We start from the raw sequence: 19,417 nt of genomic DNA, 5'->3' as shown, positions 1-19,417 counted from the left end.
TTATACTTTTATTTTAAACCTTCTTATTAAAAAAATCTATTATTACTTTATATTATATAAAAAAGATAGTAGTAGTAGTAGTAGGTGTTGTGGATAATGTGGAAAACTCCAGCTAGCCCTTATATTATAAAGGGTTATGCTTGTTGATAAGCTGTTGATAAGTTGTTGATAATTATCCACAATTCCACAGCCTATAATCTTCCAGGTTAATTTATCAACAGAAAAGATCGATTACCCACAGGTTATCCACAGGTTATCCACAGGTTATCCACAACTATTTTTTCCTTAATTTGTCTATTAATGTATCTATTGTTCTTTTAAAATTAGCTTCTTCTGTCATCTTATTTTTGATTTTATCATAACCATGCAAGATAGTACTGTGGTCTCTTCCCCCAAATCTATTACCTATTTGTGGTAAGGATAAATCAGTTAATTCTCTTGAAATATACATCGCTACTTGTCGTGGGAAGGATATAGCTCTAGTCCTCTTTTTAGAATCCATCTCTTCAATTCTTATTCCATAATGATTGGAAACAACTTTTTTAATTAAGTCAACTGTAATCTCTTTGGTATGATATTCAATGTTATTATTAACAACAATTCCTTTAAGTGCCCTTTGGGCTAAGTCTACACTGATGCGTTCATTTGTCAATGATGAATAAGCTACTACTCTAATTAAAGCACCTTCTAATTCTCTAATATTTGATTCTATTTTATTAGCAATATAAACAATCACGTCATTTGGTACTTCTAAATCTTCTAAGGTTGCTTTTTTCTTTAATATTGCAATCCTTGTCTCTAAATCTGGTTCTTGTATATCGGTAATAAGACCCCATTCAAATCTTGAGCGTAAACGCTCTTCTAAAGTTGGAATCTCTTTAGGGGGGCGATCACTAGAGATGATTATCTGTTTATTAGCATCATGAAGGGCATTGAATGTATGAAAGAATTCCTCTTGGGTTCTTTCTTTACCAGCTAAAAATTGTATATCATCTATTAACAGTATATCTATATTTCTGTATTGATTTCTAAATTGTATTGTTTTATCATATCTGATTGAATTGATCAATCTATTAGTGAACTCTTCTGAGGTTAAATACATAATCTTCATATTAGAATTATGTTTTAGTATATAGTGTCCAATAGCATGCATTAAATGTGTCTTACCTAACCCTACATCTCCATAGATAAAGAAGGGATTATATGCCTTAGCTGGTGCTTCGGCGACTGCCAAGGAAGCAGCATGAGCAAAACGATTACTATTTCCTATTACAAAGGTATCGAAAGTATATTTTGGATTTAAAATTGAACTGCCAGTCTCTTTTTTTTCTAAAACCTCATTTTTAGGTTCTTCTGCTTCTTCTTCTTGTTCTTCTTCTATGAAAATCTCCTCTTGGCTCATTTCAGGAATTACAAATTTTACTTGATGAGATTTATTAGTAATTTTGAGAAGAGTTTCTTTGATAAGATTAGAATATTTTGTTTTTAGCCAATCCTTGGCAAATTCATTAGGTACTTCAATTATGATTGTGTTATTTTGGATTGCTAGTATTTCAGTAGGCTTAAACCAGGTTTCAAAGCTTGGTTTACTTAGTTGACTTTCAATATCATCAAGAGTGCTTTGCCAAATCTCTTTAATATCTTCTTTTTTCAAAATATAACCTCCTAAGCGGAGTTATCCACAGAAATTGTGAATAACCTGTGGATAACTGTGGATTATTTAATTAAAAGTTAAAAAATGATTAGTTAACCACAATTAACATATTATTTTGTGGATAACTAATCCTATTATTGATATTCTACTGTTAATAACTGTCTTTTAACTTAGATAGACAGACTAATAATAACAAATTACAAACAATTTATCAACAGTTTTTGTGGATAAATTGTTTGTAAGGTGTTTATTCTTGACATTACACAAGCTGATAATTTATAATTGTATAAGACACTTTGTGAATAACTACAGAGGAGGGTTAGTTTGTTATTTTTGAGGAGGATTGTCCTAAAATGAGTATTGATAAAAAATTAAAGAAGACCTACGAATTTAAAAAGGTTTATAAATATGGAAAATCTATTGCCGATCGTTATATTGTTTTGTATGTTCTGCATAATAGTAGTTCTGAAAGAAAAGTAGGTTATTCGGTTAGTAAAAAGATAGGTAAAGCTGTAGTTAGAAATAGAATTAAGCGAGTTTTTAGGGAAGCTTATAGGCATAATAAAGATAAATTAATTACAGGTATTGATATTGTTTTAATTGCTCGTAAACCAATTGTAGATACTAGTTATCAACAAATAGATAAGTCTTTAAATCATCTTTTTAAAAAAGCTAAAATAATTAAGGAATGAAATCAATGAGAATAGTTTTGAAAACAATAATTATAATAATTGAATTCTATCAAAAGTTTATCTCACCTTTAAAAACAAAAAGCACTTGTCGGTTTTATCCTAGTTGCTCTACATATGCTATTCAGTCTTTAAATAAGTATGGACTATTAAAGGGTGGAGCTAAGGCAATTAAGAGAATTTTAAGTTGCCATCCTTTCCATCCTGGTGGATATGACCCGGTAGAATAAATTTATTTAGGAGGAGTATGATGTTTAGAAATAAAAGATTATCTTTGGTATTAATTTTAGTAGTAATTATATTAGCTGGATGCTCGACAAACCCAGAATATAAATTAAATATTAGTAAAGCAGATGATTATACTGGTGAAAGTAAGGTTGTTGTTGAACCCCATCAACAAGGTTATGCACAGGGGGATAAGATAACTTTAACAGCTTATCCTAAAGACCAGTTTAAGAGTTGGCATGTTAATAATATGGGTGATGAAGAAAAGCAGGATGTTTATAGCGAAAATCCAAAGGAATTTATTGTTGATAACTCTAAAGAGGTTATAGCTACTTTTAGTGATACAACAATAGATGTTCAATTTAAAAAAGGTACTAGCAGTGGTGGAATGTTTGGTTGGTTGGGTGATTTAATGCAGAATTTGTTAGGAACAATATATGACTATACTAAAAGTTATGGTCTGTCAATTATAATCTTAACTTTAGCTGTTAAGCTGATATTATATCCTTTAACCCATAAACAGACAAGTTCTATGAAGAAGATGCAACAGATACAGCCTGAGATTGAGAAGTTAAAAGAGAAATATGGGGATAATCAGCAAAAGTTTCAGGAAGAGACTATGAAGTTATATCAAAAGCATAAAATTAATCCATTATCAGGTTGCTTACCTATGGTTGTTCAAATGCCAATTTTAATTGCATTATTCCAAGCTTTAAGAGGGTGGGAAGACTTAGCTGGTAAATCATTTTTAATAATACCTGATTTAAGCCAAGGTTACATGCCTTTAGTTTTATTAACAGGAGTAATTACAGCAGTTCAGAGTTTATTGACTCAAAATATTTCTTTTGATGATCTTAAGTCGAACCCACAGAAAGTCATTGCGGATAATAAGATGGCTTTATTTATGCCACTATTTATCATCTTTATTGGAGCTAGCTTGCCAGCAGGGGTTTTATTATACTGGTTTATCTCTAATTTAATTATGGTAATACAGCAATACTTAATATCAAAGGAGCCTGATGTGGAGTTTAAGGAGGAATCGAATTAACATGGAAAGGGTCATTATTACAGGAAAAACAATAGAAGAGGCCCTTAGTAGAGGATTAGAAGAATTAAACACTACAGAAGATAAAGTAGAGTATAGAGTGTTAGAAGAAGCTCAGAGTGGTTTTCTAGGTCTTATTGGGCGAAAAGACGCTAAACTAGAGCTTATAAAGAAAGTTGATAAGAAAGAGAAGGCTAAAGAATTTTTAGAAGAGTTATTAGAAGAGATGGATTTAAATCTTGCAGTTGAAATTATTCAAGATAATAATGAAAAAGATGCCTTATTAAATATTACAGGTGACGATTTAGCGATTATAATTGGTCATCGAGGAAAGACGTTAGATTCTCTACAATACTTGACTAATTTAGCAGTTAATAAAGGTAAAGAAGATTATTTAAGGGTAGCTTTAGATGCAGAAGGATATAGAGGACGTAGAAAAGAGACTTTAGAAAATTTAGCTCTTAAGATGGCTAATAAGGCTAAGAAGACAGGGCGTAAGGTGATGTTAGAGCCAATGCCGCCTCAAGAGAGAAAAGTAATTCATGCGATTTTGCATAATAAATCTGATATCAATACTTATAGTGTAGGCAAGGAGCCTTATCGTAAAGTAGTTATTGTAAAGGAATAATTTGAGGACCCAGTATTTTAAAATACTGGGTCTGTTTAATTATTTATTGAAAAAAGAATTTTGGGTAACTTATAAACTAGAGGTGATAAATATGTATGTTAAAGATACAATTGCTGCTATTTCAACTGCTATTGGTGAAGGTGGAATTGGAATCATAAGAGTTAGCGGTCCAGAAGCTATTGAAATAGTTAATAAAATCTTTAGAAGCATTAGAGGTAAAAGCTTATTGGAAGTTGATAGTTACACAGCCCATTATGGTCATATAGTTGACTCAACAGAGGAAATTATCGATGAGGTTATTACTTTGGTGATGAAGTCTCCAAAAACCTATACAACTGAAGATATTGTTGAGATAAATTGTCATGGAGGGATGGTTCCTTTAAGAAAGGTTTTGGATTTGATCTTAAAGGAAGGTGCCCGTTTAGCTGATCCAGGTGAATTTACCAAAAGGGCTTTTTTAAATGGTAGGATAGATTTAGCTCAAGCAGAGGCTATTATAGATTTGATTCGTTCTCAAACTGAAACTGGGTTAAGGGTTGCTATGAATCAGTTAGAGGGAGGCCTTTCTCAAAAAGTAGGAGAGATTAGACAAGATTTAATTAAATTATTAGCCCATTTAGAGGCAACTATCGATTTTCCTGAAGATGAGATTGAAGACTTTAATTCTGATGAACTTTCTGATAGAATAGATGGAATAGCTAAGAAGGTAGAAAAATTACTAAGGACAAGCCAAAAAGGTAAGATATTAAAAGAGGGAATAGAAACAGCTATTATTGGGCGACCTAATGTCGGTAAGTCTAGTTTATTAAATGCTTTGTTAAGAGAGAAGAGAGCGATTGTTACTGAGATTCCAGGAACTACACGAGATATTATTGAAGAGGTAATTAATATTGATGGTATCCCAGTAAAAATAATTGATACAGCAGGGATTCGTGATACTGAGGATATTGTAGAGAAAATAGGTGTAGAGAGGTCTGAAGAGTTTTTAAATAGGGCTGATTTAGTCTTGTTGGTATTAGATGCTCATCAAGGGATTACAGCAGAAGATCGTAAACTAATGGGTTCAATTAAAGAGAAGGATGCAGTAATTATTGCTAATAAATTAGATCTTGATAGCAAATTAGATTTTACAGAGATTGAAGAGATTTTAACAGATAAACCTATTGTTAAGACTGCTGCTGTTGAAAATCAGGGTATCGATGAGTTAGAAGATGTTATCTCTAATCTAGTCTTTAGTGGTGAGATCAAGAATGAAGACCAGACTTTAATTACAAATATGAGGCATAAAAATGCTTTAGATAGAGCTTATCAGATGTTATTAGATGTGAAAAAGACCTTTGAGCTAGATTTGCCAAATGATTTTATTACAATTGATTTAAGAGCTGCTTTAGAGGCAGTAGGAGAGATTACTGGTGATACTATCGGAGAGGATATTATCGACCAAATTTTTGCTGATTTTTGCCTAGGTAAGTAATTCTTCATGAGGCAGTAATTCTTTATAGTTTTATGATAAAGAAGTACTACCACGAAGAGTCTATTGAGACTCGAAGGGGATTTTTAGGAAAATACTAGTGATAAGTAACTTGTTATAGAGGAGTGAATAGTTATGACAGACTATGATATTATAGTAGTTGGTGCAGGGCATGCTGGTTGTGAGGCAGCCTTAGCTGCTGCAAGGATGGGCTATAAAACTTTAATTTTAACGTTAAATGCAGACCATATTGCTTTAATGCCTTGTAATCCATCAATAGGTGGACCTGCAAAGGGACACATTGTCCGTGAGATAGATGCTCTTGGTGGAGAGATGGCCAAGAATATAGACAAGTCTTATATCAATATTAGAATGCTTAATACATCTAAAGGGCCTGCTGTTCATGCCTTAAGAGCTCAGGCTGACAAACATAAATATCAGTATGAAATGACTAAGGTATTACAAGAGCAAGAAAATCTAGATTTGAAGCAGACTATAGTAACAGATTTAGTGGTAGAGGATAATGTAGTTAAAGGGGTAAAGACGATTACTGGAGTAACCTATGCTGCTAAGAAGGTAGTTTTAACTACTGGAACTTCATTAGATGGTAAGGTTATTATTGGGGATGTTAAGTATACAGGAGGAAGGCAAGGAGAGTTTGCTGCTACTGATTTAGCTAAGAGTTTGAAAGAAGCAGGGATTAACTTAGAGAGATTCCAGACAGCAACTCCGCCAAGAATAGATAGAAATACCATAGACCCTGAGAAGATGAACCTTCATCCAAGCTCTAAAGAACCACTTAAGTTTTCTTTCTTTAGAGAATATGAAGATAGGGAGACTCGTCCTTGCTGGTTAACCTATACTGGAGAGAAGACTAGAGAGGTGATGGTAGAAAATATTGAACATTCTCCCTTATCAACAGGTATTGTGGAAGGGAGTGGACCCCGTTATTGTCCATCAATTGACCGCAAGATTATGAGATTTCCTGATAAGTTAACTCATCAGGTCTTTGTTGAACCAGAGGGTTTATATACAAATGAACTTTACCTTAATGGTTTAACTACAAGTATGCCAGAAGAGATTCAACTAAAGGTTGTCCGTAGTGTACCTGGATTAGAGAAGGCTGAGATTATGCGACCAGGATATGCAGTAGAGTATGAGTATATACCACCATATCAACTAAAGCCAACGATGGAGAATAAGGTTATAGCTGGATTATATACAGCAGGACAGTTAAATGGAACCAGTGGATATGAAGAGGCAGCGGCTCAAGGATTGATGGCAGGAATTAATGCTGTATTAGATATAAAAGGTGAAGAGCCATTGATTCTAAAGCGTTCTGATTCTTATATAGGTGTATTAATTGATGACTTAGTTACTAAAGGTACTAGTGAGCCTTATCGAATGTTAACATCTAGAGCAGAGTATCGTTTAATTTTACGCCAGGATAATGCAGACTTAAGGTTAACACCAATTGGATATAGATTAGGATTAATCAGTGAAGAGAATTATAATAAGGTTGAAGCCAAAAGAACTGCAATTAAAGAGAACTTAGCTAAATTAAATGAAATAACTGTTACTCCAACTAAAGAGGTTCGTGGACTTTTAGAGGAATTAGGTAGTGGTGGTTTAAAGAAAGCAGTTAGCTTAGCTACTATTCTTGAAAGACCAGAGGTTAGCTATAAGGATTTAAAGAGATTTAGTTTAGAGGCTCCAGAGGTAGATGAAGAGGTAGGAGAACAGTTAGAGATTGAGACTAAATATCGAGGTTATATTGGTAGACAGCTAAAACAAGTTGATAAGTTTAAATATATGGAGGAGAAGAAGATTCCTCAAGATATCGATTATCACCAATTGACTAACTTGAGAAAAGAGGCTAGAGAGAAGCTGGATAATATTAGACCGATGTCGATTGGACAGGCTTCAAGAATCTCTGGTGTATCGCCTGCCGATATTTCAGTATTGATGATTTATTTAGAGGAGATGCAGAGAGGAGGAAAAGAATGAGAGAATATGATGTAATAGTAGTTGGGACAGGACATGCAGGTTGTGAAGCAGCCTTAGCAGCTGCTAGAATGGGAGCTAAAACCTTAGCCTTGACTGTTGATTTAGATAACATTGCTTTAATGCCTTGTAATCCAGCCATTGGAGGACCAGCCAAAAGCCATATTGTCCGTGAGATTGATGCTTTAGGTGGTGAGATGGCCAAGAATATTGATAAGACCTGTATCCAAATTAGAATGCTCAATACAGGTAAAGGTCCTGCTGTCCATGCCTTGCGAGCTCAAGCTGATAAGAAGATGTACCATATTGAGATGAAGAAAGTCTTAGAGGAGCAGGAGAATTTGGATGTACGCCAAGCTATGGTGGAAGAACTAATAGTTGAAGATAATGCTGTTACTGGTGTTAAGATTAAGACAGGAATAGTTTTTAAAGCTAAGAAGATTATCTTAACTACAGGGACCTTCTTAAAAGGTGAAATTATTATTGGAGATACTAGATATAGCTCTGGTCCTCACAATCAATTCCCATCAAATGCTCTATCGGATAATCTAAAGGAGATAGGATTTAAGCTATTTAGATTTAAGACTGGAACTCCACCAAGGGTTGATAAGCGGACGATAGATTTTAGTAAGTTGGAATTACAACCTGAGTTTGAAGATAAGATTGCCTTCTCCTTTGAGAATGATAGTATTGAGAATAATCTCCAAAGACAAGACTGTTGGATTGTTCATACTAATGAGGATACCCATAAGGTCATTTTAAATAATCTTGATCGTTCTCCAATGTTTAATGGTGATATTCATGGAGAGGGTCCCCGTTATTGTCCATCTATTGAGACTAAGGTTTATAGGTTCCAACATAAAGATCGCCATAAGTTATTTGTAGAGCCAGAAGGTGAATATATCTATGAAATGTACTTATCTGGTTTCTCTACTAGTTTACCTGTTGATGTTCAAGTAGAGATGCTAAGAACCTTACCTGGATTTGAGCAGGCAGAGATTATTCGTCCAGCCTATGCAATTGAATATGATTGCATTGATCCAACTACTTTAAAGCCAACCTTAGAGACTAAGATGATTAAGAACCTTTATACAGCTGGTCAGCTTAATGGAACGAGTGGTTATGAGGAGGCTGGTGGACAGGGATTGATGGCTGGAATCAATGCTGTTTTAGCAATTCAAGGAAAAGATCCATTTATCTTAAAGCGTTCAGAAGCCTATATTGGTGTATTGATTGATGATTTGGTGACTAAGGGTACCCATGAACCTTATCGTATGCTGACTTCTAGAGCTGAGTATCGTTTAGTATTACGCCAAGACAATGCTGATTTAAGATTGACTAAGTTAGGATATGAGATTGGTTTAATTTCTGAAGAGAGATACCAGAAGTTTTTAGATAAGAAAGAAGCAATTAAAGAAGAGATAGAACGATTAGAGAATACAGAGATATATCCAACTGATGAAGGGGTGCAGGAGTACTTAGTTAAACTAGGAAGTACTGAGATTAATAATAAGGTGACATTAGCCAAGTTGATTAAACGTCCAGAGTTAAGCTATAAAGCCTTAGCTGAGTTGGACCAAGATCGACCTCGATTACCTTATTCAGTTAGAGAAGAGGTAGAGATTCAGCTTAAGTATGAAGGATATATTAAAAAGCAGCAAGAGCAGATTAAAAAGCAGCAGGAATTGGAGAATAAGAGCTTACCTGAAGATATAGATTACAATGAAGTAAAGAGCTTAAGATTAGAGGCTAAAGAGAAATTAAATGAGATTAGACCTTTATCTTTAGGGCAAGCAGGCAGAATTTCTGGAGTATCACCAGCTGATATTTCAGTACTTACTATCTATTTAGAACAACTAGAAAGAAGTAAGGGGCGAGATTAGTGGATTATAAAGAGAAGTTAGTAGAAGGTGCAAAGCAATTTGGAATTGATTTAACAACCAAGCAAGTCGAACAATTTATTAGTTATATGAATATCTTAAATGAATGGAATCAAAAGATGAATTTAACTGGTCTAGAAGAGCCAGAAGCGATTGTAATTAAGCATTTTTTAGATTCAATCTCTTGCGTAGAAGGTATGGATATAGATGGTGATGAGAGAATTATCGATGTAGGAACAGGGGCTGGATTTCCAGGGCTTCCGCTAAAGATTATATACCCTCAGCTTAAAGTGACTTTATTAGATTCATTAAAGAAGAGAATTAACTTCTTAGACCATGTTGCTGTAGAGCTTGGGCTAGAGGATGTAGAGTGTATTCATGGTCGAGCTGAGGATTATGGTCAGGATAAGAAGTATCGAGAAAAATATGACTATGTCTTAGCTCGAGCAGTAGCTTCACTAGACGTATTAGCTGAATATACTCTTCCTTTTGCTAAGGTTGGAGGTGCTTTTGTTGCTCAGCGTGGTACTAATGTGAAAGAAGAAGTAATAGAGGGGACAAATGCTATTGAAATCTTGGGAGGCATGATTATGGATGTTGTAGAGGTAGACTTGCCTTATACAGATGCACAGAGGAACCTAGTTATTATTGATAAGGTAGTAGCAACTCCTAATAATTACCCAAGAAGAGCAGGAAAGCCAAAGAAGAGTCCTCTATAATCATCCAATTTTGAAATAAAGATTAAAATAATATTAGCTTGGATGATTGTAACAAGTAACAAGTGGTGAGTGAACAGTGAAAAATAAAACAAGATAAATCTTACTTTAGACATGGATATATATAATGATTTATAAAAGTAGCCCTTTTGGAGAAAATAGATATAGCTATATCTTCCGAAAGGGTGATTTTATTGTTTAAATATAATATTTTTCAAAGTGGTTTTAGAGGTTTTATTAAAGGTACTATGATTAAATTTTTTCTAGTAGCTTTAATTCTGCTAGTGAGTTCACTACCGGCACTTGCTCAAATAAGGATCAATACCTTATTAACAACTGAAGGATTGAATAAGGAAGGTTTTCCAGTTACATATAGGGATGAATTTAGTCTAAGTAAGCACAAAGGAGTCCAATATTATATTGAATGGATTCCTGATAATCAGGAGCATAATATTAAAATTAAGTGGTTTGACCCTAAGGATAGACTAATTAATTACTTAAATTTAAGTAATTTTTCTGATTCTGTAGCTAGAGATTATATTAGCTTTATTAATAAGAATAAGAGTCAATTGATGGTGCCAAGCTTATTTGGAGAGTACTCTATTTATTTTTATCTTGATGATGAGCTTCTTGCTATTAGCAAATTTAAGATTAGTAAATAGGAAGCAGATAATCTGCTTCCTATTTTATCTATAACCTCTTAACTCTGTATATGATTTAAGCTGTACTGTTTTAAAATTTTATTAGACATATAAATTAGATTATAAAATCTCTTATTTAGAGAGATAGCAAGAGGAGTTTAGCTTTATTTAACGAACTATTAATAGTACAATAGGAATAAAATGGATTATTGTATAAAGTAAGTTATATTAAATTTATATAAAATAATTGGAGTTAAGAGGTGAAAAGATGGGTAAGACAATTGCAATTGTTAATCAAAAAGGTGGAGTTGGAAAGAGTACTACAACTGTCAATTTAGGAAGTTATTTAGCAGAGCTAGGTAAGAGGGTTCTATTATTGGATATAGACCCACAAGGGAATGCAACTAGTGGAGTTGGAGTGGACAAGTCTAAGATCGAAGACTGTATCTATGGAGTATTGATAGAGGGTAAGAAGCTAAGTGAAATAATGAAAAGTACCATTATAGAAGGGTTGGATATTGTTCCAGCAACCTTAGAATTGGCAGGGGCAGAGATTGAGTTAGTATCAAGTATCTCTAGAGAATATAAGGTCAAGCAGGCAATAAATGAGGTCAAGGAAGATTATGACTTTATTTTAATAGACTGTCCGCCTTCTTTAGGATTATTGACTTTAAACTCATTAGCAGCAGCTGATTCTGTACTGATTCCTATTCAGTGTGAGTATTATGCTTTAGAGGGGTTAAGTCAGTTGTTGAGTACTATTGACTTAATTAAAGGGGGGTTGAATCCTGATATTGATATAAATGGTGTTCTATTAACTATGTATGACTCTAGAACAAATTTATCAGAACAGGTTAGCTATGAAGTTAAGGAACATTTTGGGGAGATAGTTTATAAGACTGTTATTCCAAGAAATGTACGTTTAAGTGAAGCACCAAGCTTTGGAGAACCGATTAATATTTATGATAAGACCTCTACAGGTGCTAAAGCATATTTAGAATTGGCAAAGGAAGTGATTGTACGTGTCTAAAAGAAGACTAGGAAGAGGATTAAATGCTTTAATTAGTAATTCCGATAGTAATTTAATAGAAGGGGATACTTCGCAGATAAGGAAGATTGATTTAGAGTTAATTAAGCCTAATCCTTATCAACCAAGAAAGACTTTCAATCAAGAAGAGCTAGAGGAGCTTACTCAGTCTATTAAAGAGCATGGATTGATTCAACCTATCATAGTAAGGAAGGCTGAAAGTGGTTCAGATTATCAGATTGTAGCGGGGGAGAGAAGATATAGAGCTTCTAAGAATTTAAAGCTAAAAGAGATAGAGGCAATCATTACAGAGATTGATGAGCAACAGATGATGGAGATTGCTTTGATTGAAAATTTACAGAGAAAAGACTTAAATCCTATTGAAGAAGCTGAAGCTTATCAGCAATTAATTGATACTTTTAATTTGGTACAGGCTGAATTGGCTAAACGGATTGGTAAGAGTCGTTCTAGTATTGCTAATTCTTTGAGATTATTAAAATTACCTGATGAAATTAAAGGGTATGTTTCACGTGGAACTCTAGCAATGGGACATGCCCGTGCATTATTGGCTATTGAAGATATTGATTTACAGAAGAAAGCAGCTAAACAGATAATAGAGAAAGAGTTAAGTGTAAGAGAGACTGAACGTCTAATTAAAGGATTAAAGAATAAAGAAGGTAAGTCTAAGAAGAAAACAATAACTAAAAAAGATCCAAATGTGACTATAGTCGAAGAGAAGTTAAGAGGTATTTTAGGAACTAAGGTAGCAATACAATCTGGCAAGAAGAAGGGTAAGATAGTTATTGAATATTATTCTAATGATGACTTATCTAGAATAATTGAGGTATTAGATAAATAGGAAGAAGTTGTTTGAAACTTTCTTTTCCATAATGTATAATATAATTAAATATGAATATTTTAATGTTTCACATGAAACACCCTAATGGATTGGGATTTTTCCTGGTTTAGAGGGGTAAAGTGAAATATTATTACAAGTTCTCTAAATGAAAGGGGTATCCTAATCATAGGGAGAGAGTGTCTTAGGACTAGTATGTCAAGACTTATCTCTGTGGTAAGTCTTTTTTTGTTTATAAATGTGAAAAAAATCTCAAGAGGAGTGATAAAGGTGTCAAAGGATTTTATTGATGATAAGAAGTTAGAGGATATTTTAGCACAGGTAAAACCGACAGAAGAGAAGATAGAGACAATTATTAATAAGTCATTAAATAAAGAGAGACTGTCTTTAGAAGAGACAGCCACTCTTCTGCAAGCTGACAAGCCAGAATGGATTGAGAGAATATTTAAAGGTGCTGAGGAGTTAAAGAACAAAGTTTATGGTGATAGAATAGTATTATTTGCTCCTTTATACGTAGGAAATAAATGTATCAATAACTGTGAATACTGTGGGTTTAAGGCTTCTAATACCGAGATTGATCGCTGTACTTTGACTATTAAAGAATTACAAGCTGAAGTTAAAGCAATGGAGAAGAAAGGGCAGAAGCGTTCTATTTTAGTTTATGGAGAGAGTCCAGATTATGATGCAGACTTTATTGCTAAGACTGTTCAAGCTGTGTATGATACAAGAGAGGATAAAGGGGAGATTCGACGGGTTAATATCAATGCTGCTCCTTTGGATGTAGAAGGGTATAAGAAATTAAAAGAGGTTGGTATTGGAACTTATCAGATCTTCCAAGAGACTTATCACCATGAAACTTATCAAAGGGTACATCATTCTGGACCTAAAAGAGATTTTAAATGGCGAGTAACAGGACTAGATAGAGCAATGGAAGCTGGAATTGATGATGTAGGGATTGGAGTATTATTTGGATTATATGATTGGAAGTATGAAGTGATGGGACTATTAGAGCATACAATTCATCTTGAAGAGAAGTACAATGTTGGTCCTCATACAATTTCTTTTCCTAGATTAAAGGAAGCTAGTAATGTCAGTATAGATGATAAATACTTTGTTAATGATGAAGAACTTAAACGGATAATAGCAATTTTAAGACTTGCTGTTCCTTATACTGGTTTAATCTTAACAGCCCGTGAAGATGCTAAGCTAAGAAGAGAAGCTATTAAATTAGGAGTTTCACAGATTGATGCTGGAACTAAGATAGAGATAAATGGTTATTCTGATGATGATGATGAACAAGATATAAATCGTGAGCAGTTTGTGATAGGAGATAGTCGATCTTTAGATGATGTAATTTATGAATTGCTTAGTGATGGATATATTCCTTCCTTCTGTACTGCCTGTTATCGTTTAGGCAGGACAGGAGAACATTTTATGGAATTTGCTATTCCTGGCTTTATCAAAAGATACTGTGGACCTAATGCTCTATTAACCTTTAAGGAATATTTAGAGGATTATGCTTCTGAGAAGACTAAAGATGTTGGGGAGAAGTTAATACAAGAAAAATTAGCTGAGATAGAAGATGAGAAGACTAAAGAGAAGATTGAAGCTAAATTAGAGGAGATTGAAAATGAAAAAAGAGATTTATACTTTTAAAGAAGAGTTAAGTAAACTGATTGACCAAGATAATAATAAGGTCTGGCTGAATAAAAAAGCAAGTAAGAGAATTGACTATATCTTTAAAGTTGGTCAAGAACAATTTACTAGTTCTGAAGTGATAGGAGAGAATGATGAATTTCTATTGTTAGGTCAAAATATAGATAAAAAGTTGAAAGATAAGTCAGCTATACTCTTTAATGATTATTTTAATTCAGATAAAAACTAAAGCAGAAAGAGGTTATCATATGAATTTAGAAGTTATTTTGAACAAAGATCAATTAACTAGAGATGATTTAATTTATTTAATGAATCTAGAGGATAAAGAGGATTTACAAAAACTATATGATAAAGCTTATGAAGTTAAAGCTGAATATATAGGGCAGAAGGTTTACTATCGTGGTTTAATAGAGTTTAGTAATGTATGTGTCAAGAACTGTAATTATTGTGGAATTAGAAAGGATAATAACAAGGTAGATAGATTTACTATGACTGAGGAAGAGATTTTAGATAGAGCTAAATGGGCTTATGAGAATAATTATGGTTCGATAGTTCTCCAATCAGGGGAGAGAAGTGATAAGGAGTTTGTTGAGTTTGTTGATAATATAATTAAGAAGATTAAAGAATTAAGTAATGATGAATTAGGGATTACCTTGTCCTTAGGAGAGCAGAGTAAGGAAACCTATCAGCGTTGGTATGATCTAGGAGCCCATCGTTATTTACTTAGAATAGAGAGCTCTAATCAAGAGTTATACAATTCCCTTCACCCAGATGACCATGACTTTAAACGTAGATTAGAATGTTTAGCAGAGATGAAAGAGATCGGTTATCAGGTAGGTACTGGGGTAATGATTGGTTTTCCAGGTCAGACTATAGAAGATTTAGTTGATGATTTAATCTTCTTTAAAGAAAATGATATTGATATGGTTGGAATGGGACCTTATGTTCTCCATGAAGATACCCCGACAGCTAAGGATGTTGAAGATAATGGAGTTTTAAAGACTAGAAACCTTAATTGGGGATTGAAGATGGTTGCAATCCTAAGACTATTAATGAAAGATATTAATATTGCAGCAACTACTGCCTTACAGGCTCTAAATCCAGTAGGGCGTGAGATGGCACTAAAGGCAGGAGCTAATATTTTAATGCCGATTATTACTCACAGAAAATATAGAACAGAGTATCAACTTTATGAGAACAAACCCTGTATCGATGAAGAGGCATCTGACTGTAAGAACTGCTTAGCTGCTAGAGTGGGTACAGTAGGTGATGAGATTGTGTATGGTGAGTGGGGAGATTCACCACATTACTTTAAGAGGACTAATAAATAATAAGTGTCAGTGTGAGTTTTCAGTGTGAGTCTTTCAATATTAGGGTTTCTCACGCTCCCACTAATCACTCGCGCTATTTATATAACTTCGGAGGTGAAGAATTATGCAAAACACACCACAGGCTAATAGATTACACATTGCTCTTTTAGGGAGGAGAAATGCTGGTAAATCTAGTCTAATTAATGCACTGACCAATCAGGATTTGGCTGTGGTTTCTGATGTAGCAGGAACAACGACTGATCCAGTCTATAAGTCAATGGAAATCTTACCGATTGGACCAGTGACTATGATCGATACGGCAGGAATTGATGATGTAGGTGAGTTAGGGAAGTTAAGAATTAAGAAGACCAAAGAGGCTTTAAGTAGGACGGATTTGGCTTTATTAGTAATTGATCCTGAAGTAGGAGTAGATGAATATGAGAAGGAGCTACTGGCTGAATTAGAGGATCGGGAGATTTCAGTTGTAGGAGTAGTCAATAAAGAGGACAAATTTGATAAGTTAGAGTTAAACTCTTTAATGAAGGAGTTAGGTATTAAATTATTGAAAGTCAGTGCTAAAGAGCAGACAGGGATAGAAGAGCTAAAGAAAGAGATAATCCTACAAGCTCCAGAGAAATTTGAAGAACCCCATATTATTGGAGATTTAATCAAACCTCAAGATATAGTGGTATTGGTTATTCCAATAGATTTGGCTGCTCCTAAGGGTAGATTAATCTTACCACAGGTTCAGACCTTACGAGATATTCTTGATAATGATGCCCAAGCAGTAGTAGTTAAAGAAACAGAGTTAAAAGGTGCTTTAGATAGTCTTAAAAAGAAGCCTAAAATTGTAGTTACTGATTCTCAAGCCTTTATGAAGGTGGCTGCCGATGTACCAGAAGATATTATGTTGACTGGATTCTCAGTCTTATTTGCTCGCTATAAGGGTGATTTAGAGATCTTTACTAGAGGTGCTAAAGGAATCTCTAAACTTAAGGCAGGAGATAAGGTATTAATCTGTGAAAGCTGTACCCACCATCGGACTGCTGATGATATTGGAACTATCAAAATTCCTAGGTGGTTACGCCAAGAAGTAGGTGGAGAGTTGGAATTTGACCATGTGGCTGGAAGGGAATTTCCTGATAATGTTGAGGAGTATAGTTTAATTGTTCAATGTGGAGGCTGTATGACCAATCGCAAAGAGATTCTATATAGGTTGAAGAAGGCTGACAGTCTAGGTGTTCCAATCGTTAATTATGGGATGCTAATTGCTTATGTACATGGTATTTTAGATAGAGCCTTAGAACCTTTTCCCTTAGCTCAAATGATCTGGGAGGAAGAGTAATGAGAGTTGAAGAGGACTTATTAGGGGTTAGAGAGCTTAAAGATGAAAGCTATTATGGAATTAGTACTTTAAGGTCTGCTGAAAACTTTAACCTTACTGGCAGAAAGGTCAATTTGGAGTTGATTAAGGCTATAGTTCAAATTAAAATGGCTGCAATAATTACTAATTATGAGTTGGCTAAGGTTAGTGAAGAGAAGAAAGAAGCTATTTTAAAGGCTTGTAAGGAGATATTAGCAGGAGAATTTGATGAGGAGTTTATCTTAGATGCTTTACAAGGTGGAGCAGGGACGTCGACCAATATGATGGTCAATGAAGTGATTGCTAATCGAGCTATTGAGCTGTTAGGAGGACAAAAGGGGGATTACAGTCTAGTTCATCCCAATGAAGATATTAATCTAAGCCAGTCTACCAATGATGTCTATCCGACTGCTGTCAGAATTGCTGCCTTAAAATTATTGATACCCTTAAGTGAAGAGGTTGCTAACTTACAGGAAGTATTACAAGAAAAGGAGAGGGAATTTGCCAATTATCTCAAATTAGGTCGGACTCAACTACAGGATGCTGTCCCTATTACTCTAGGACAGGAGTTCTCTGCCTATGCTGAGGCGATTAGCCGTGATAGATGGAGATTATTTAAAGTAGCTGAGCGATTAAAGCAGATTAATTTAGGTGGGACAGCTATAGGGACAGGTTTGAATGCTCCCCGCAAATATATCTTTAAGGTTGTCAAGGAAATTAGAAACATCACAGGTTTGAATCTAGCTCATGCTGAGAATATGATAGATAATACACAAAATTTGGATGTTTTTGTGGAAGTTTCAGGCTTATTAAAGGCTTTAGCTGTAAACTTAAATAAAATTGCTAATGATCTGAGATTATTGAGCTCAGGGCCTAAAGGAGGAATAGGTGAGATTAAATTACCTCAAGTACAGGTAGGTTCTTCAATTATGCCAGGCAAGGTCAATCCAGTAATACCTGAAGCGATCAATCAAGTAGCCTTTCTAGTAATCAGTAATGACCAAGCCATTACTTTGGCTGCTCAGTCGGGTCAATTGGAGTTAAATGTAATGACCCCGTTATTGTCCGATAAGTTACTAGAGAGCTTAACAGTCTTAAAAAATGGTGTTAAAGTTTTTGGAGAGAGATGTATTACAGGAATTGAAGCTAATCAAAAGCGGTGCCAAGAGCTATTAGAAGATAGTTTGGGACTACTAACAGCATTAAACCCTTATTTAGGCTATAAACTGACAACAGAGATTGCTAAAGAGGTTTTAATAGGAGAAAAGAAGGTTAGAGAAGCTGTTCTAGAGAGGGGGCTCTTTAGTGAAGAAGAGCTAAAGCAAATCTTAAGTCCGACTGAGATGACCCATCCAGGTATAGCAGCAGAAAAATTGTATAAAGAATGGAAGATAAAAGATTAGTGCAAAAAAGAGAGGAAAAATCCTCTCTTTTTACTATTTTAGCAGGAATTAAGAGATAAAAGTATAATTTCTTTATAAAATCAAGGAATAATGAAGGAGAGAGAATATGAAGGGAACTATAGTTAATACTATCTCGATTATCATAGGAGGTAGTTTAGGAATGATGCTTGGAGCTAAGTTAAAGAAGAGATTTAAGGAAACTGTTATGCAGGGATTGAGCTTATCAGTATTACTGATAGGTATACAGATGGCATTAAGCACTAATAACCCAACCTATATTATCTTTAGCTTATTAATAGGTGGATTAATTGGAGAAGCAATTAATATAGAGGATAAATTAGAAAGCATCGGTAAATGGTTTGAGAGAAGGCTAGGAAATAGGGGTAGAGTAGCTGAAGGCTTTGTCCAATGTAGCTTAATCTATTGTGTTGGTGCTATGGCAATAATGGGGGCTATTCAGGATGGATTACAGCATGACCCCTCTACATTATATGCCAAAGCTTTATTAGATGGATTTTCTGGAATAGCCTTTGCCTCTACTTTAGGTATAGGAGTTATTTTATCAGCAATACCTGTATTTTTATATCAGGGTGCTATTACTTTATTAGCAAGTCAGGTCAAGGTCTTTTTGACCGACCCTATCATTACTGAAATGACAGCAACAGGAGGACTATTAATTTTGGCAATTGCTTTAAATATGCTAAATATAACCAAAATTAAAGTCGGAAATCTATTACCGGCTATTTTTGTAGTAATTGCCTTAGTTTACTTATTCTAATTATAATAAATAATGAATAATTGTTATAATTTAATTTTATAATCAGTAAGATGATATTATAACTTAGACCA

General features: G+C 34.2%; 18 protein-coding genes. 17 read left to right on the top strand and 1 reads right to left on the bottom strand.

Annotated elements, in window-relative coordinates; translation table 11 throughout:
• Positions 1 to 274: 274 nt before the first annotated feature.
• The gene (gene dnaA / locus BX659_RS05565) at positions 275 to 1,654 is read right to left on the bottom strand and encodes a chromosomal replication initiator protein DnaA (RefSeq protein ID WP_097016825.1); all 1,380 of its coding nucleotides are present in this window, start codon (positions 1,652 to 1,654) and stop codon (positions 275 to 277) included.
• A gap of 353 nt (positions 1,655 to 2,007) precedes the next feature.
• On the opposite strand from dnaA, the gene rnpA reads away from it, so the two are divergent.
• The 17 genes from rnpA (at position 2,008) to BX659_RS05480 (ending at position 19,346) form a co-directional block, all read left to right on the top strand.
• Positions 2,008 to 2,346: a ribonuclease P protein component gene (gene rnpA, locus BX659_RS05560; protein WP_097016824.1), complete on the top strand. Its 339-nt coding sequence runs from the start codon at positions 2,008 to 2,010 to the stop codon at positions 2,344 to 2,346.
• Positions 2,343 to 2,573 (top strand): membrane protein insertion efficiency factor YidD, encoded by a 231-nt coding sequence (yidD, locus tag BX659_RS05555; protein WP_097016823.1) that lies wholly within the window; start codon positions 2,343 to 2,345, stop codon positions 2,571 to 2,573. Before rnpA ends, yidD begins: the two co-directional genes overlap by 4 nt.
• A gap of 20 nt (positions 2,574 to 2,593) precedes the next feature.
• The gene (locus tag BX659_RS19385; protein ID WP_253250667.1) at positions 2,594 to 3,616 is read left to right on the top strand and encodes a YidC/Oxa1 family membrane protein insertase; all 1,023 of its coding nucleotides are present in this window, start codon (positions 2,594 to 2,596) and stop codon (positions 3,614 to 3,616) included.
• A gap of 1 nt (position 3,617) precedes the next feature.
• On the top strand, positions 3,618 to 4,241 hold the full coding sequence (gene jag, locus BX659_RS05545) for an RNA-binding cell elongation regulator Jag/EloR (RefSeq protein ID WP_097016822.1): 624 nt from the start codon (positions 3,618 to 3,620) through the stop codon (positions 4,239 to 4,241).
• 91 nt (positions 4,242 to 4,332) lie between these two features.
• Positions 4,333 to 5,715: a tRNA uridine-5-carboxymethylaminomethyl(34) synthesis GTPase MnmE gene (mnmE, locus tag BX659_RS05540; protein ID WP_097016821.1), complete on the top strand. Its 1,383-nt coding sequence runs from the start codon at positions 4,333 to 4,335 to the stop codon at positions 5,713 to 5,715.
• A 132-nt stretch (positions 5,716 to 5,847) separates the two neighbouring features.
• A complete protein-coding gene (mnmG, locus tag BX659_RS05535; RefSeq protein ID WP_097016820.1) occupies positions 5,848 to 7,719 on the top strand; it encodes a tRNA uridine-5-carboxymethylaminomethyl(34) synthesis enzyme MnmG in 1,872 nt (623 codons plus the stop codon).
• Entirely contained in the window at positions 7,716 to 9,599 is a 1,884-nt protein-coding gene (gene mnmG, locus BX659_RS05530) for a tRNA uridine-5-carboxymethylaminomethyl(34) synthesis enzyme MnmG (RefSeq protein WP_097016819.1), read from the top strand. The genes mnmG (BX659_RS05535) and mnmG (BX659_RS05530) overlap by 4 nt, the downstream gene beginning before the upstream one ends.
• Entirely contained in the window at positions 9,599 to 10,315 is a 717-nt protein-coding gene (rsmG, locus tag BX659_RS05525; RefSeq protein ID WP_097016818.1) for a 16S rRNA (guanine(527)-N(7))-methyltransferase RsmG, read from the top strand. The genes mnmG (BX659_RS05530) and rsmG overlap by 1 nt, the downstream gene beginning before the upstream one ends.
• Before the next feature lie 191 nt (positions 10,316 to 10,506).
• A complete protein-coding gene (locus tag BX659_RS05520; protein ID WP_253250666.1) occupies positions 10,507 to 10,974 on the top strand; it encodes a hypothetical protein in 468 nt (155 codons plus the stop codon).
• A gap of 247 nt (positions 10,975 to 11,221) precedes the next feature.
• Complete coding sequence (locus BX659_RS05515) at positions 11,222 to 11,983, top strand: ParA family protein (protein ID WP_097016817.1); 762 nt, start codon at positions 11,222 to 11,224, stop codon at positions 11,981 to 11,983.
• Positions 11,976 to 12,839: a ParB/RepB/Spo0J family partition protein gene (locus BX659_RS05510; RefSeq protein ID WP_097016816.1), complete on the top strand. Its 864-nt coding sequence runs from the start codon at positions 11,976 to 11,978 to the stop codon at positions 12,837 to 12,839. The genes BX659_RS05515 and BX659_RS05510 overlap by 8 nt, the downstream gene beginning before the upstream one ends.
• Before the next feature lie 267 nt (positions 12,840 to 13,106).
• Positions 13,107 to 14,492: a [FeFe] hydrogenase H-cluster radical SAM maturase HydG gene (gene hydG, locus BX659_RS05505; protein WP_097016815.1), complete on the top strand. Its 1,386-nt coding sequence runs from the start codon at positions 13,107 to 13,109 to the stop codon at positions 14,490 to 14,492.
• A complete protein-coding gene (locus BX659_RS05500) occupies positions 14,467 to 14,721 on the top strand; it encodes a hypothetical protein (RefSeq protein ID WP_097016814.1) in 255 nt (84 codons plus the stop codon). Before hydG ends, BX659_RS05500 begins: the two co-directional genes overlap by 26 nt.
• Positions 14,722 to 14,740: 19 nt before the next feature.
• Positions 14,741 to 15,823, top strand: a complete 1,083-nt coding sequence (hydE, locus tag BX659_RS05495) for a [FeFe] hydrogenase H-cluster radical SAM maturase HydE (RefSeq protein WP_097016813.1) — start codon at positions 14,741 to 14,743, stop codon at positions 15,821 to 15,823.
• Positions 15,824 to 15,926: 103 nt separating this feature from the next.
• Positions 15,927 to 17,147 (top strand): [FeFe] hydrogenase H-cluster maturation GTPase HydF, encoded by a 1,221-nt coding sequence (gene hydF / locus BX659_RS05490; protein ID WP_097016812.1) that lies wholly within the window; start codon positions 15,927 to 15,929, stop codon positions 17,145 to 17,147.
• Positions 17,147 to 18,568 carry an aspartate ammonia-lyase gene (locus BX659_RS05485; RefSeq protein WP_097016811.1) on the top strand — a complete coding sequence of 474 codons (1,422 nt, stop codon included), beginning with the start codon at positions 17,147 to 17,149 and terminating at the stop codon, positions 18,566 to 18,568. The genes hydF and BX659_RS05485 overlap by 1 nt, the downstream gene beginning before the upstream one ends.
• Positions 18,569 to 18,674: 106 nt before the next feature.
• Complete coding sequence (locus tag BX659_RS05480) at positions 18,675 to 19,346, top strand: DUF554 domain-containing protein (RefSeq protein WP_097016810.1); 672 nt, start codon at positions 18,675 to 18,677, stop codon at positions 19,344 to 19,346.
• The last annotated feature ends 71 nt before the right edge of the window (positions 19,347 to 19,417 follow it).

Origin of the sequence: Orenia metallireducens (assembly GCF_003001995.1) — a bacterium.
GTDB lineage: Bacteria > Bacillota > Halanaerobiia > Halobacteroidales > Halobacteroidaceae > Orenia > Orenia metallireducens_B.
This window is presented reverse-complemented; position numbering and strand designations above follow the sequence as displayed.